This is a genomic window from Burkholderia sp. WTPI3, from assembly GCF_021483755.1.
Lineage (GTDB): Bacteria > Pseudomonadota > Gammaproteobacteria > Burkholderiales > Burkholderiaceae > Burkholderia.
Genome location: NZ_JAGIXF010000046.1, coordinates 1 through 12,978, shown reverse-complemented (window position 1 = coordinate 12,978; position 12,978 = coordinate 1). Strand labels below are relative to the sequence as shown.

The window sequence follows — 12,978 nt, the reverse complement described above, 5'->3', positions numbered from 1 at the left end:
CCGCGTGCAAGCTACGGAGAGTGAAATGGAGAAAACGCGTATCGCGGTAGCCGGTGCCGGTTACATCGGGCTCGAACATATACGCGTGGTTCGCGAAAGCGCGACATGCGTGCTCTCGGCCGTGATCGACCCGTCCGACGCGGCGGCGGACGTTGCAGCGAAAGCGGGCGTGCCGCATCGCCGCTCGCTCGATGAACTCTTCGAGAAGGATCGCCCCGACGGTGTGGTTCTTGCGACACCCAATACGCTTCACGCGGAACACGCACGCTTGAGCATGCAGGCCGGCGTGCCGATGCTGCTCGAAAAGCCCATTGCCCCCACGGTGCAACAGGCGGAAGCGCTCGTCGCCGATGTCGACCGCTATGGCGCGAGTGTCCTGATCGGTCATCACCGCGCACATAGCCCGATCATGGCGCGCGCGAAGGAGATCATCGACGAGGGACGGCTCGGTTCGCTGGTCGCCGTGATGGGCAGCGCGCTGTTCTTCAAACCCGATCACTATTTCGCGGATGCGCCATGGCGCAAGGAACCGGGTGCGGGCCCGATCCTGCTGAACATGATTCACGAGATTCACAATCTGCGGATGCTGTGCGGCGACATCGTGGCGGTGCAGGCGTTTTCGTCGCATGCGACGCGCGGCTTCGCCGTCGAGGATACCGTCGCCATCAATCTGCGTTTCGCGTGCGGTGCACTCGGCACGTTCCTGCTGTCGGATACGGCCGCCAGCGCGCGTAGCTGGGAACAGACGTCGCAAGAGAACAAGGCCTACGCGTCCTGTTCCGACGAGGATTGCTACGTGATCGCCGGCGTCTCCGGATCCTTGTCGATTCCGACGATGCGTCTCAAGACCTACGGAAAGGATGAAGATCGATCCTGGTGGAAGCCGTTCGATGTCAGCGTGGCCGACACGACGCGCGACGATCCGCTCAAGTATCAGATGGAACACTTCGGGCAAGTCGTGCGTGGCGAAGCCAAACCGATCGTCACCGCGCGTGATGGCCTGCAAAATCTGCGCATCACCGAGGCGATCGTGAAAGCCGCGGCAACCGGCGCAGTCGTCGAAACGACGTCACTCTGAAACTCGATACAGGTCAATGATGAAAACTTTTCTCATGCTGCACGGCATCAACCACAACATGTTCGGCAAGCGCGATCCGGTTCAATACGGCACGGCCACGCTCGCCGACATCGACGCGCGACTCCAGGCGCTGGCCACGGAGCTTGGCGTCGCAGTCGAGAGCTATCAGACGAACAGCGAAGGCGACATGTGCCTGCGAATCCATCAGGCGTTCGTCGACAAGGTCGACGGCGTGCTCATCAATGCCGGTGCATGGACGCACTACAGCTACGGGATCAGGGACGCGCTTGCCATCCTGACGGTGCCCGTCGTCGAGATTCATATGTCCAACATCCACGCGCGCGAGACCTTCCGCCATCATTCCGTGTTCGCCGAGATCGTGAAGGGGCAGATTTGCGGCTTTGGTCTCGACAGCTATTCGCTCGGGCTGCGGGCGGCGGTATCGGCCGCCGCCTGACGTTTCAAGCGTCGGCCCAGGCGCGGCGCAGGAACGCCGCGCTCTGGCGCATCGACGCGGCCGGATCGCCGTCGAAGCCGCATTCGCTGCTGAGCAGGCTTCGGTAGCCTGCGGCCTTGAGGTGGCCGAAGAACGCCGGGTTGTCGTACGCGCCCGTTCCCGGGTTGAGTCGGCCGGTATCGGCGAGGTGAACGTGCGAAAGCCATGCGCCGTGCTCGCGCAGCTCGCTCGGCGGCTCGGCTTCTTCATCCATGTGATAGAAGTCCGCGAGCGCACGCACTTCCGGCCGGTTCACCATCCGCACGAGGCGAGCGGCATCGGCGACCCTATTGACGAGCGTCGACTCGTTGCGGTTGAGCGGCTCGATGACGAGGGTCGCGCCGGATAGCGCATCGGCGCACCAGTCGAGCGTTGACGCGAAATCCTCTTCCGCATCGCGCGTCGACCATCCGTCAGGAACGTTGCGGGTCCGGCCGCTGCCCAGCACGACGATGCGCGCCTTCGCCAGCGCAAGCAACTGCACGACGCGGTCGAAATAGGCGCGATTGCGCGCTTCGTCCTTGTCCGATCGGACGAGCCTGAAATCGTGCGGAAACAGATAGCTGAATGCGAGCGCAGGAGGCGGCAGCGCCTCGATCAGCGAGATCGCCCGCGCAAAAGAATCATCGTCCTCGATGTGAAGCGGCACGAGCCGGGTTTCGATATAGTCGAGTCCGGCCTGCTGCATGAGGGGCGCCTGATGCGGCGGCCCGCACCAGCCAAACTGCGGAATGGTCATTTTCGGCCCGTCGCAGGAAAGGGGGCTCAGTATTCGAGTGTTGCGAGGGTGCGCAGAACGTCGGCCGTCGTACTCGGAAAACCGAAGAATTCGAGGTAGGCGGGAATCTGTTCGAACAACATGTCCGTGCCGACCTGAAAGCGGCAGCCGCGCGCCTGCACGGCCGTCAGAAACGCCGTCATTTCTGCTTTCATCACGACTTCGCCGACGAACGTGTCGGGCGAAATCCGCGTGACATCGACGGGAAGCGGGTCGTCATCGTTCATGCCCATCGGCGTCGCGTTGACGACGAGGTCATAGCCCGCCGGATCGTTGCTGCCGGTGATCAATTCGAGCTCGGGATAGTGAGCTGCCAGCCGGTCTCGAAGACCCTGCGCGGATTCGTGCCGCACATCGTAAAGCGAAAGCGATGCAATGCCCGCCGCGGCGAGCGATGCCGCGATGGCCGAGCCTACGCCGCCCGCGCCGACCACGAGCACGCGAGCGCCTTCAAGTTTGCAGCCCTTGCGTCGCACACCGCGCACGAAGCCTTCGCCATCGAACATGTCGCCGACGAGACGGCCGTCTTTCGCGCGGCGTACCGCATTGCACGAACCGGCAATCTTCACGGCGGGCGTGACTTCGTCCAGGAGCCCGGCGGTCGTGACCTTGTGCGGCATCGTGATCAACGCGCCGCGAATATTTTCGAGCGTGAAAACGGAACGCAGAAACGCGGGGAACGCGTCCGCCTTGCATCCCGTCGGGACGACGATCGCATCGATCCCGGCACGATCGAAGTAAGGGTTATAGATCATCGGCGACTTGAACGAATGTGTCGGAAAACCGATGTGCGCGATGATGGCAGTGTTGCCCGAGATCATGCATGCCTCCAGGTGTTGCCATTGCAGGATAGACCGGACGGGCACATCGGTGGATGTGCCCGTTCATGGAAATCAATGCGTTTGCATGGACGCTTTCGCGAGTCTCGTTTCGCTCAGTGCTTCTTCGCGGAGCCGGTCGTACTGCTCTTTCGGGATCGGCACGGCATCCTGCTTGCCGAGGTCGTTGAGACGCACGCGATAAGTCTCCCGCGCGCTCCAGGCGGCCAGCGCCGAGACAATCGTGGCGGCCAGCGTGATCGAGCCGATCATCAGCGGCACATTGTGCGATCCCGGGGGCGCGACAGCCGCGAAGAGCGCGGGAAGCAGCGCGGTGATGGTCGTGCCGATGTTCTGAGCGATCGCCATCGCGGAGACGCGAAAGCGCGTCGGGAACAGTTCCGGATAGTAGCCGGGGAAGACCGCGTTATAGCCCTGGTACACCACGCCCCACATCAGTATCGACATCACGAAGGCGACGGGCAGGTTGTGCACGCTGATCGCATACAGATACGCATATGAAAGGAGGCCGGACGAGAGCGCGCCGACGATCATCAGCGGCCGCCGCCCGATGCGGTCCGAGAGATTGCCGACATACGGAATGACAAGCACCGCCACGATATTGCCGACCACCGGAATCCACAAATACACGCTCGCGTGGAAGTTGATGCCGTACGACGGCTGCACTGCATACGCGGCGCCGAAGATGGTTGTGACGACCGGGATCACGTTCATGAACGCCATGAACAGGACGCGCAGCATGTCGGGCCAGCTGTACCTGAACGCTTCGAGGATGGGCGCGCGTGCGACCTGACCGCTCGCGTCTTCCCTGGCGAACGCGGCGGTTTCGTCGACTTCGCGGCGAATGATGAATCCCGCGATCAGGACGACCGCGCTCAACAGGAACGGAATGCGCCAGCCCCATGCAGCGAATGCGTCTTCCGGCATGTAGTACGCAAGCGGCAGGAAGACGGCGGCAGCCAGAATCTGACCGGCTTGCACGCCTTGCAACGTGAAACTCGCGAAGTAGCCGCGCCGGCCGAACGGCGCCTGTTCCATGATCATCGAGCTGGCGCCCGAGATTTCGCCCGCGACGGCAAAACCCTGAACCAGTCGCAGGATGACGAGCAGCGCGGGCGCGAGCATGCCGACCGATTGATACGTGGGCAGCACGCCGACGGCCATCGTGGAGAAGCCCATCAGGAACATGCAGATCAGGAGTACGGTCTTGCGGCCGTGCGTGTCGCCCCAGTGCCCGAGAACGAACGCGCCGATGGGGCGCGCCACATAACCCACGCCGTACGTCGCCAGCGAGGCCACGATGGCGATCTTCGGATCGCCTTTGGGGAAAAAGATCTGCGGAAAGACCAGCGCAGCGGCTTGTGCGTAGATGAAGAAGTCGTAGTATTCGAGCGCGGAACCGATCCAGCCGCTTGCCCTCGCTTTCCGTGCCTGTTTGCGGGCTCTTTCATCCATGAGCCCGTCAATTCCGCCGCCTTGCCGCGGCATCCCTTTGTCCATGAACGTCTCCTGATTTTGAATTGACCGGAGCAGCATCGTCGGCTGCATCTCTGGCGACCCGAACGTGGCCGTTTTCACGCGACGGCGGGCCGTCGAGCCCAAAATGAAGATACGAGAATGCTCCCCTGCAGGCAATGCAATGAATACAATGAGGGCATTGCGTTCGACAATACCGCCATGAACACGTCCGAGTTACCCGATCTGAAGCTGCTGCAGCTCTTCGATCTGCTGTATGACGTGCGCAGCGTCACGCGCGCCGCCGAGCAGCTCGGGCAGAGCCAGCCCACGATCAGCATCTGGCTGGGGCGGTTGCGCGAACATCTGCAGGATCCGCTGTTCGTCCGCACGCCGGCCGGGATGACGCCGACGCCTCAGGCGGACGCGCTGATCGGACCGTGCAGGGAGATCCTGGAGTCGCTTCGCCGGTTTTCGGCATGGGAGATTTCGTTCGATCCGACCACGGCGAAGCGCCGCTTTCGCATTTGCATGACCGATGCGAGTCACATCACGCTGCTGCCGAGCATGCTGGCCCACGTGCGTGCGCATGCACCGGGCATTCGGCTGGAGGCCGCGAGAATCGACGGAAATACGGAGCGCGCGCTCGAATCCGGCGAGGCCGATCTGGCGATCGGGCATGTACCGTGGCTCGGTAGCGGGATGTATCAGCAACAGCTCTATATGCAGGATTGGGTGTGTCTCGCGAATCCGGACCACCCGCGCGTGCGCACGAGACTGAGCATGAAGCAGTACTGCAGCGAGGGGCACGTGATCATTGCCGCCGGCACGGGCGCACAATTGCTGGAGCAGGCGTTGTTGCGCGAAAGCATCGAGCGCAATGTCGTCCTCGAGCTTCCGGGCATGCTCGGGCTCGGGTCGATCATCAAGTCGACCGATCTTATCGCCACGTTGCCGCGAAACATCGGGGAGACACTGGCGAAGGTCAACGACATCGCGGTTCATTCCTGCCCGTTCCCGGTCGATCGATTCGCGGTGCGGCAGCATTGGCACGCGAAGTACCATCACGAAGCAGGCAATCGGTGGTTGCGATCCGTCGTGGCCGATTTGTTCTCGAACAGAGGTTAGTAGCGTGTGAGCCGGCCAAGCTGTTCGCAGCCGGGTGAAAGATGCGTTTAACGGAAACACACGGGTTATGGCGATCAACAGGCACGAAAAGCGCGAAGCAGGCCCATCGTCGGCGCGACGACACCTCCGCGACAGCAAAAGCGGGAAACGCCGCTGGTGCGTACAAACGGCGCTGGCGCTCGCCCTGGCGCTCGTTGCAAATCACGCGTTTGCCGCGGGCGATACGAGCGACAAAGACCAGCAAGCCGCACTCCTTGCCCTGATGGGCAAAACCCCGGCTCCCGCTGACGGCATCAAGGGTTCCGCGCTGGCGCAATGGACGCACGGGCCGTCGAGTGCGGGCCCGTTATGGGTTGCGGCCGCATTGGTGCAACGCGCGAATGAAGACGTCGAAGCGGCGTTATGGACCGGCATCCTGACCCGCGACGAACACGGTTTTCACCTGCTCGCCAGCGACCGAAGCGAGCGCGTCGATACGTCGCCGATGCTATGGAATGCCTCGCTGACAATGGATCTTGTTCGTTACCGGATCAGCGATCAGGAAACCGCGTTCGGCGTGCGCTTCGACAATAACTACACGTCGACCTCGCATAGCGACACGACCGAGATACTGAGCCTGTATCGCTATGCGGATGCTCGCGTGACGCCTGTCTTTACCGCGCTGACCGACTGGTCGACCTATGACAAGGACGGGGCCAGGGATTGCGCCGAGAAGACGGCGGGGAAGGGCAAGGACCCGAGCGATGCGCAGCAGGAGGCGTGCGATGCGGACAACACGACGGAGGTTCACTACGCGGTGTCGTTCAGTCCGCACCAGACGAACGGTCACTATGACCTCATAGTGCGGCCCAGGGGCAAGGCTGCTTCAGGCGAGTCGGCTCGCTTTACGTGGAATGGCAGAACTTATCAGCCGCGTCGATTCACGGGCGACTGACACTCGGAACCGGTGCAACGTCACCAACGCCCGCCGCACGTTCTCCGGCCGCGAATATCGAACATGGAGGGTTCGTCGCGGCCGGTATGTCGATGCGTCGGCGTCGATCAGGTTTGCGTAACCCCCGGGCTGACCACCGCACCATCCGCGTCGCTCGTCCCCGGCGCAACTTCCTCCAGCGCCTGCCGTCCCGTTTCAACCCGCAGCAGCCCGATCGCGACACACAGCACGCCGAGTGTTGCACTGACCATCGCGATCACGCCGGACACTCCGAATGCTTGATAAAGCGCCAAGGCCAGCGCAGGCGTTCCGATCGACGACATTCTCCCGGCCATCCCCGCCACACCGGTGCCACGCAACCGCACCTCGGTCGGAAACAGCTCCGGAATATAGCCGAACAACCCGAGCGTCGTGATCGTATAGATCGCACTGACGAGGCAGAACCCGACCAGAATGATCGCGGTCGTATCCCGCAACGACACATACAGCCACCCGAGCGCGATACTGAGAATCGATGAAATGACGATCCCCCTCGCACGCCCGACCCGATCCGCGATCAGATACCCGATCAACCCGCCGACCGGCGATCCGATCGACATCAGGAACACGAACCCGAGCGACTTGACGACCGACAGCCCCTGCGTGACGAAAAACGTCGGCAACCAGGCGATAAAGCCGTAGAGCCCCACGTTGACGCCGATCGCGGTCAACGCGGCAACCGCCGTCCGCGCCCGCATCCCTTTCGAAAACAGCACCCCGAGCGGCACTTTCCCGACATGCAGATCGACGATGCGCCGCACCGGCGGCAGCGTGCCGAGCTGCTTGCCGACCTCCCGCTCGATCGCGGCGAGCGTCGCTTCGGCCTCGTCGAGCCGCCCGACCGATTCGAGCCAGCGCGGCGACTCCGGCATCCGCTTGCGCATGAACCAGACCACCAGCGCCCCGACACCCGCCAGCGCAAACATGTAGCGCCAGCCGAGGTAAGGAATGATCCAGTATCCGGCAGCCAGCGCAGCAAAGAGTCCGCTATTGGTGATGATCGCCAGCAACGACACCCACTTGCCGCGCGTTTCGGGCGGCACGAACTCGGCCAGCGTCCCGGCCGCGACCACGAGCTCCGCGCCCAGGCCGACGCCCATGACGAACCGCAGCACGATCAGCCACTCGATATCGGGCGCGAAGCACGCAGCGATCGACGCAAGCCCGAACACCGCGAGATTCAGCTGATACGAATACCGCCGCCCGAGCCGATCGCCGACATGACCGGCGACGAACGCCCCGATCATCATCCCGACGAACGTCGACGACACGAACATCGCGCCATGTCGCAGATCGGTGAATCCGTCCTTGACCATTGCCGCGACCGAGCCGTTCGCGAGATAGATGTCGAACGCATCGAGGAACGCGCCACCGGCGATCAGTCCGAGTATCTTCCAGTGAAACCTTGAAATCGGCAGCCGGTCGAGCCGGCCGGCGGCATTGACGGTGTTCGCCATGATGTCTCCAGTTGTGTGGCGCCCTCGCGTCCGTTGACCGGACGCGGAGCCGCTTCGATAGTTGGATGATGAGTGCGCCGAGTTCAGCGCGGAAGGGCCCGGTCAGACGGCGCCGGATGCGTGCAAGGTTCGAATCTGTTCGTCGGCGTAGCCGAGCTCGCGCAGCAGGGCATCGGTGTGCTGGCCGAGTGCCGGTACCGGATCCATGCGCGGCTCGTCACCCGGCGCGATACCCGGCGGCAGCAGGGCAGGGATCTCGCCGGCAGGCGTGTCGACCTGCGTCCAGCGATGCCGCGCGGCGAGCTGTTCATGCGTCCAGACGCCATGCATGTCGTTCATCCGCGCATTCGCGATGCCGGCCTGCTCGAGCCGGTCGATCACGTCGGCAGCGGTCAGCGTCGAGAACGCGCGCAAGATGAGGGACACGAGCGCGTCGCGATTCGCGACACGGCGGCTGTTCGAACCGAAGCGCTCGTCCGCCGCCAGCTCGGGCATGCGGATCACGGTCTCGCAGAAGCTTTTCCATTCGCGCTCGTTCTGCAGCCCGAGCATCACGGTGTTGCCGTCGCCGGCCTTGAAGGGGCCATACGGAAAGATCGTCGCGTGCGATGCGCCGGCCTGCCGCGGCGGCGTCTGGCCGTCGATCGCGTAATAAAGCGGATAGCTCATCCATTCGACCATGCTTTCGAGCATCGACACGTCGATGTGCCGCCCGCGCCCGGTGCGTCCGCGCTCGATCAGCGCGGCGAGGATGTTGGTGTACCCGTACATGCCGGCCGCGATATCGGCGATCGAGCAGCCGGCCTTGGCCGGTTGTCCCTCCGAACCGGTAATGCTGAGGAATCCGGATTCACTCTGGATCAGCAGGTCGTACGCCTTCTTGTCGCGAAACGGCCCGGCGAGACCGTAGCCGGAGATGTCGCAGACGATCAGCCGCGGGTAGCGCTCGCGCAGCGTGCCGTAGTCGAGGCCGAGGCGCTGCGTCGCGCCGGGCACGAGGTTCTGCACGAACACGTCGGCATCGGCGAGCAGCCGGTGCACGACCTCGAGCGCGGCGGCCTGCTTGACGTCGAGCGTGATGCTTTCCTTCGAGCGGTTGGTCCACACGAAGTGCGACGCGAGCCCCGACACGCGTTCGTCGTAGCCGCGCGCGAAATCGCCGACACCCGGCCGCTCGACCTTGATCACGCGCGCGCCGAGATCCGCGAGCTGACGCGTGCAGAACGGCGCGGCGATCGCATGCTCGAACGTGACGACCTTGATTCCTTCCAGTGGGCGCATGCTCGTCACTCCCGTCAGAACGAACGCGGCAGGCCGAGGATGTGCTCGGCGACATACGACAGGATCAGGTTCGTCGAGATCGGCGCGACCTGATACAGGCGCGTTTCGCGGAACTTGCGCTCGACGTCGTATTCGCACGCGAAACCGAAGCCGCCATGGAACTGCAGGCACGCATTCGCGGCTTCCCACGATGCATCGGCGGCGAGCAGTTTCGCCATGTTTGCCTGCGCGCCGCACGGCTCGTGCGCGTCGAACCGGCGCGCGGCCTCGAAGCGCATCAGGCTCGCGGCCTCGACGTTGATGAACGAGCGCGCGATCGGAAACTGCACGCCCTGGTTCTGGCCGATCGGGCGGCCGAACACGACGCGATCCTTCACGTACTGCGACACCTTGTCGACGAACCAGTAGCCGTCGCCGATGCATTCGGCGGCGATCAGCGTGCGCTCGGCGTTCAGCCCGTCGAGGATGTACTTGAAGCCCTGGCCCTCTTCGCCGATCAGGTTTTCCGCGGGGATTTCGAGGTTGTCGAAGAACAGCTCGTTGGTCTCGTGGTTGACCATGTTCGGGATCGGGCGAACCGTCATCCCGTTGCCGATCGCGTGATGCAGATCGACGATGAAGATCGACATCCCTTCGGACTTCTTCTTCACGTCCGACAGCGGCGTCGTGCGCGCGAGCAGGATCATCAGGTCGGAGTGCTGCACGCGCGAGATCCACACCTTCTGACCGTTGATCACGTAGCGGTCGCCCTTGCGGACGGCGGTAGTCTTGATCTTCGTCGTATCGGTGCCGGTGGTCGGTTCGGTCACGCCCATCGACTGCAGGCGCAGTTCGCCGCTCGCGATCTTCGGCAGATAGCGCTGCTTCTGTTCGGCCGAACCGTGGCGCAGCAGCGTGCCCATGTTGTACATCTGGCCGTGACACGCGCCGGAGTTGCCGCCCGCGCGGTTGATTTCCTCCATGATCACCGACGCTTCGGTGAGGCCGAGGCCCGAGCCGCCGTATTCCTGCGGAATCAGCGCGGCGAGCCAGCCGGCCTGGGTCAGCGCATCGACGAACGCTTCGGGATAGCCGCGCTCCTCGTCGATCTTGCGGAAATATTCCGCGGAAAACTGGCCGCACAGGTCGCGAACGGCTTCTCGAATGTCTTGGTACGCGTCGGTAGGGTTCATCTGTCGTGTCGGGGAAATCGTCGGAATGGGTCAGGCGAGGGTGGCGCGAGCAGTCATGGTCAGCCAGCCGTCGTGGTCCTTCGCCCAGAGATCGATGGTCTTGCCGTCGTCGGCGACGCGGCCGCACACGCTGAACGCGCTGCCGAGGAAGGTCGGCCGCACGGCGCGATACGCGTATTCGGCGACCGTCGCGCCCGGCAGCGAGCGCGTCACGAGGTCGAGCAGCAGCGTCGAGATCAGCGGGCCGTGCACGACGAGGTCCGGATAGCCTTCGACGTCGCGCACATAGGTGCGGTCGTAGTGGATGCGATGGCCGTTGAAGGTCAGCGCGGAATAGCGGAACAGCAGCACTTCGTCCGGCGCGATGTCGCGTTGCCATTGCGCGTCGCCGGGCGCGGCCTGCGGCGCGGGCTCGACGGCGCCGGGCGCGGGCGCGCCGCGATAGACGATGTCGTGTTCCTCGCGGATCGCGACTTCACCGGCGGATTCGATCACGTGCTCGACGGTGACGAAGCCGAGCGTGCCGCTGCGTCCTTCCTTGCGTTCGATCGACAGCACGCTCGACGTGCGTGTCGCGTGCTCGCCGATGATCAGCGGGCGCTCGAACGTGAGCCGTCCGCCAGCCCACATGCGCCGCGGCAACCCGAGATCGGGCAGGAAGCCGCCCTTGCGAGGATGGCCGTCCGGGCCAAGTTCGGACTGCTGCGCAATTGACCAGAAATACAGCCAGTGCCACGCGGGCAGCAGCGCGTCGCCGATGGCGGGAACGATCGGATGATCGAGCGCGGCGGCGAACGCCACCGCACGTTCGGCACCGATCAGGTCGGTCTGGACCTGTTTGGCATCGTCGCTGGCATGCGACCCGGTTGCATTCATTGTCACCTCCATCGCCGGTCGGGCCGGCTGATTCGATTTCGATTGAAGTGACTTTAGGTGAAGCGCGGACGCAGCGGAAATACCGTTTGAATGTGCCGGTCATAGGGGTATCCTATGACTTTCACGTCGACCTGCCCGCCATGGACATCCGTCAGCTCCGTTATTTCGTCAGCATCGTTGAATACGGGAGCCTCGGGAAAGCGGCCGAAAAACTGTTCGTCGCGCAGCCGTCGCTGAGCCAGCAGATCGCGAAGCTCGAAGACGACATCGGCGTCACGCTGCTGCTGCGCAGCCCGCAGGGCGTGAAGCCGACGGCCGCCGGGCAGGCGCTCTACCGGCATGCGCGGCTCGTGCTCCGTCAGATGGAGCAACTGCGCCAGGAAGTGCGCGAAGGCGCGGGCAGCGAGTCGGGCACGGTCGCGGTGGGCTTTCCGACGACGATGACGTCGATCCTTGCAGTGCCGCTGTTCGAACGCGTGCGCGCGCGCTATCCGGGCATCCGCCTGCAGTACATCGAAAGCATGAGCGGCTTCATCAGCGAACTGCTGGCGAACGGGCGGCTCGACCTCGCGATCCTGTTCCGCGAATCGAACACGACGGGCGTGACCGCGATGCCGCTGTTCGACGAAGTGCTGCATCTGCTCGGCGAGCCGGGCGGCGCGGTGTCGTCGCGCGGCCGGACCTGCGGCCTCGCGTCGCTCGCCGGCGTGCCGCTCGTCGCGCCGGGCGTGCAGAACGGGTTGCGCCTGCTGCTCGAGCGCACGTTTGCGCGCGAGGAGGTGCCGCTGAACATCGTCGCGGATGTCGATTCGCTGCCGACGCTGATCTCGCTCGCGCAGTCGGGCCATGCCTGCACGATCCTGCCTGCGTCCTCGCTGGCGCTGCGCGAGCCGTCGAACCGGCCGAAAACGCGCCGGATCGTCGATCCCGAGATTCGCCGGCCCGCCAGCCTGTGCTGGTCGAATACGTCACCCGTCAATTCCGCGACGCTCGCCGTGCGGCAGACGATCGTCGAGCTGATCGGCGAGCTGGCCGCGAACGGCACGTGGACCGGCATCACGCTGCGCGCGAACGAAGCCGCGCCGTCGTGACGCGGCAGTCGTGATGCCGAACGCTCATGCGCTCAGTCCGCGAGCCAGTGCGCGGACGGCCAGTCGCCGCGCACGACCGCGGCGCGCATCTCGTCGACGAGCAGCGCGGTGACCGCCCGCCCGGCCGCCGCGATCCGGCGCGTATTCGGCAGCGCCAGCACGATCGTGCGCTGAAGCCCCGGGTCGGACAGCGGCGCCGCGCGCAGTTCGTTGCGCGCGATGTCGTCGATCACCGCGATGCTCGGCAACACCGTGAAGCCATGCCCGCGCGCGACGAGACTTTTCTGCACGCTCATCGCATTCGTTTCGGCGACGACGTCGAGCGTCGTGCCGGCTCCGGGCCGCGCCTGCTCC

The 12,978-nt window shown here is 64.3% G+C and carries 13 protein-coding genes; 5 read left to right on the top strand and 8 right to left on the bottom strand.

Annotation, left to right across the window (positions count from 1 at the left end):
- The first annotated feature begins 25 nt into the window (after positions 1 to 25).
- Positions 26 to 1,078, top strand: coding sequence for a Gfo/Idh/MocA family protein (locus J7024_RS23045; RefSeq protein ID WP_124897172.1), 1,053 nt, complete (start codon positions 26 to 28; stop codon positions 1,076 to 1,078).
- Between the two features lie 19 nt (positions 1,079 to 1,097).
- On the top strand, positions 1,098 to 1,535 hold the full coding sequence (gene aroQ, locus J7024_RS23040; protein ID WP_124897173.1) for a type II 3-dehydroquinate dehydratase: 438 nt from the start codon (positions 1,098 to 1,100) through the stop codon (positions 1,533 to 1,535).
- A gap of 4 nt (positions 1,536 to 1,539) precedes the next feature.
- On the opposite strand, the gene J7024_RS23035 is transcribed toward aroQ, so the two are convergent.
- The 3 genes from J7024_RS23035 to J7024_RS23025 all read right to left on the bottom strand — a co-directional run bounded on the left by J7024_RS23035 (position 1,540) and on the right by J7024_RS23025 (position 4,646).
- Entirely contained in the window at positions 1,540 to 2,262 is a 723-nt protein-coding gene (locus J7024_RS23035; RefSeq protein WP_175858355.1) for a sugar phosphate isomerase/epimerase family protein, read from the bottom strand.
- A gap of 77 nt (positions 2,263 to 2,339) precedes the next feature.
- Positions 2,340 to 3,173: a shikimate dehydrogenase family protein gene (locus J7024_RS23030; protein ID WP_124897175.1), complete on the bottom strand. Its 834-nt coding sequence runs from the start codon at positions 3,171 to 3,173 to the stop codon at positions 2,340 to 2,342.
- 72 nt (positions 3,174 to 3,245) lie between these two features.
- On the bottom strand, positions 3,246 to 4,646 hold the full coding sequence (locus tag J7024_RS23025) for an MFS transporter (RefSeq protein ID WP_124897176.1): 1,401 nt from the start codon (positions 4,644 to 4,646) through the stop codon (positions 3,246 to 3,248).
- A gap of 222 nt (positions 4,647 to 4,868) precedes the next feature.
- On the opposite strand from J7024_RS23025, the gene J7024_RS23020 reads away from it, so the two are divergent.
- Positions 4,869 to 5,774 carry a LysR family transcriptional regulator gene (locus J7024_RS23020; RefSeq protein WP_124897325.1) on the top strand — a complete coding sequence of 302 codons (906 nt, stop codon included), beginning with the start codon at positions 4,869 to 4,871 and terminating at the stop codon, positions 5,772 to 5,774.
- 67 nt (positions 5,775 to 5,841) lie between these two features.
- Positions 5,842 to 6,708, top strand: coding sequence for a hypothetical protein (locus J7024_RS23015; RefSeq protein ID WP_124897177.1), 867 nt, complete (start codon positions 5,842 to 5,844; stop codon positions 6,706 to 6,708).
- 107 nt (positions 6,709 to 6,815) lie between these two features.
- On the opposite strand, the gene J7024_RS23010 is transcribed toward J7024_RS23015, so the two are convergent.
- The 4 genes from J7024_RS23010 to J7024_RS22995 form a co-directional block, all read right to left on the bottom strand.
- Positions 6,816 to 8,204, bottom strand: a complete 1,389-nt coding sequence (locus J7024_RS23010) for an MFS transporter (protein WP_124897178.1) — start codon at positions 8,202 to 8,204, stop codon at positions 6,816 to 6,818.
- Positions 8,205 to 8,306: 102 nt separating this feature from the next.
- The gene (locus J7024_RS23005; RefSeq protein WP_175787034.1) at positions 8,307 to 9,485 is read right to left on the bottom strand and encodes a CaiB/BaiF CoA transferase family protein; all 1,179 of its coding nucleotides are present in this window, start codon (positions 9,483 to 9,485) and stop codon (positions 8,307 to 8,309) included.
- A 14-nt stretch (positions 9,486 to 9,499) separates the two neighbouring features.
- Positions 9,500 to 10,657, bottom strand: a complete 1,158-nt coding sequence (locus J7024_RS23000) for an acyl-CoA dehydrogenase family protein (protein WP_124897180.1) — start codon at positions 10,655 to 10,657, stop codon at positions 9,500 to 9,502.
- Between the two features lie 30 nt (positions 10,658 to 10,687).
- Complete coding sequence (locus J7024_RS22995; RefSeq protein WP_124897181.1) at positions 10,688 to 11,533, bottom strand: FAS1-like dehydratase domain-containing protein; 846 nt, start codon at positions 11,531 to 11,533, stop codon at positions 10,688 to 10,690.
- Between the two features lie 140 nt (positions 11,534 to 11,673).
- Between J7024_RS22995 and J7024_RS22990 the strand changes: the two genes are divergently transcribed.
- On the top strand, positions 11,674 to 12,624 hold the full coding sequence (locus J7024_RS22990) for a LysR substrate-binding domain-containing protein (protein WP_124897182.1): 951 nt from the start codon (positions 11,674 to 11,676) through the stop codon (positions 12,622 to 12,624).
- A gap of 32 nt (positions 12,625 to 12,656) precedes the next feature.
- Here J7024_RS22990 and J7024_RS22985 read toward each other — a convergent pair.
- The coding region (locus tag J7024_RS22985) for a LysR substrate-binding domain-containing protein (RefSeq protein ID WP_234745530.1) at positions 12,657 to 12,978 on the bottom strand (322 nt) is incomplete at its 5' end.

Coding starts and splice junctions, on each gene's coding strand:
- J7024_RS23045 (WP_124897172.1), top strand. CDS start 26: ATGGAGAAAACGCGTATCGCGGTAGCCGGTGCCGGTTACATCGGGCTC.
- aroQ (WP_124897173.1), top strand. CDS start 1,098: ATGAAAACTTTTCTCATGCTGCACGGCATCAACCACAACATGTTCGGC.
- J7024_RS23035 (WP_175858355.1), bottom strand. CDS start 2,262: ATGCAGCAGGCCGGACTCGACTATATCGAAACCCGGCTCGTGCCGCTT.
- J7024_RS23030 (WP_124897175.1), bottom strand. CDS start 3,173: ATGATCTCGGGCAACACTGCCATCATCGCGCACATCGGTTTTCCGACA.
- J7024_RS23025 (WP_124897176.1), bottom strand. CDS start 4,646: ATGGATGAAAGAGCCCGCAAACAGGCACGGAAAGCGAGGGCAAGCGGC.
- J7024_RS23020 (WP_124897325.1), top strand. CDS start 4,869: ATGAACACGTCCGAGTTACCCGATCTGAAGCTGCTGCAGCTCTTCGAT.
- J7024_RS23015 (WP_124897177.1), top strand. CDS start 5,842: ATGGCGATCAACAGGCACGAAAAGCGCGAAGCAGGCCCATCGTCGGCG.
- J7024_RS23010 (WP_124897178.1), bottom strand. CDS start 8,204: ATGGCGAACACCGTCAATGCCGCCGGCCGGCTCGACCGGCTGCCGATT.
- J7024_RS23005 (WP_175787034.1), bottom strand. CDS start 9,485: ATGCGCCCACTGGAAGGAATCAAGGTCGTCACGTTCGAGCATGCGATC.
- J7024_RS23000 (WP_124897180.1), bottom strand. CDS start 10,657: ATGAACCCTACCGACGCGTACCAAGACATTCGAGAAGCCGTTCGCGAC.
- J7024_RS22995 (WP_124897181.1), bottom strand. CDS start 11,533: ATGAATGCAACCGGGTCGCATGCCAGCGACGATGCCAAACAGGTCCAG.
- J7024_RS22990 (WP_124897182.1), top strand. CDS start 11,674: ATGGACATCCGTCAGCTCCGTTATTTCGTCAGCATCGTTGAATACGGG.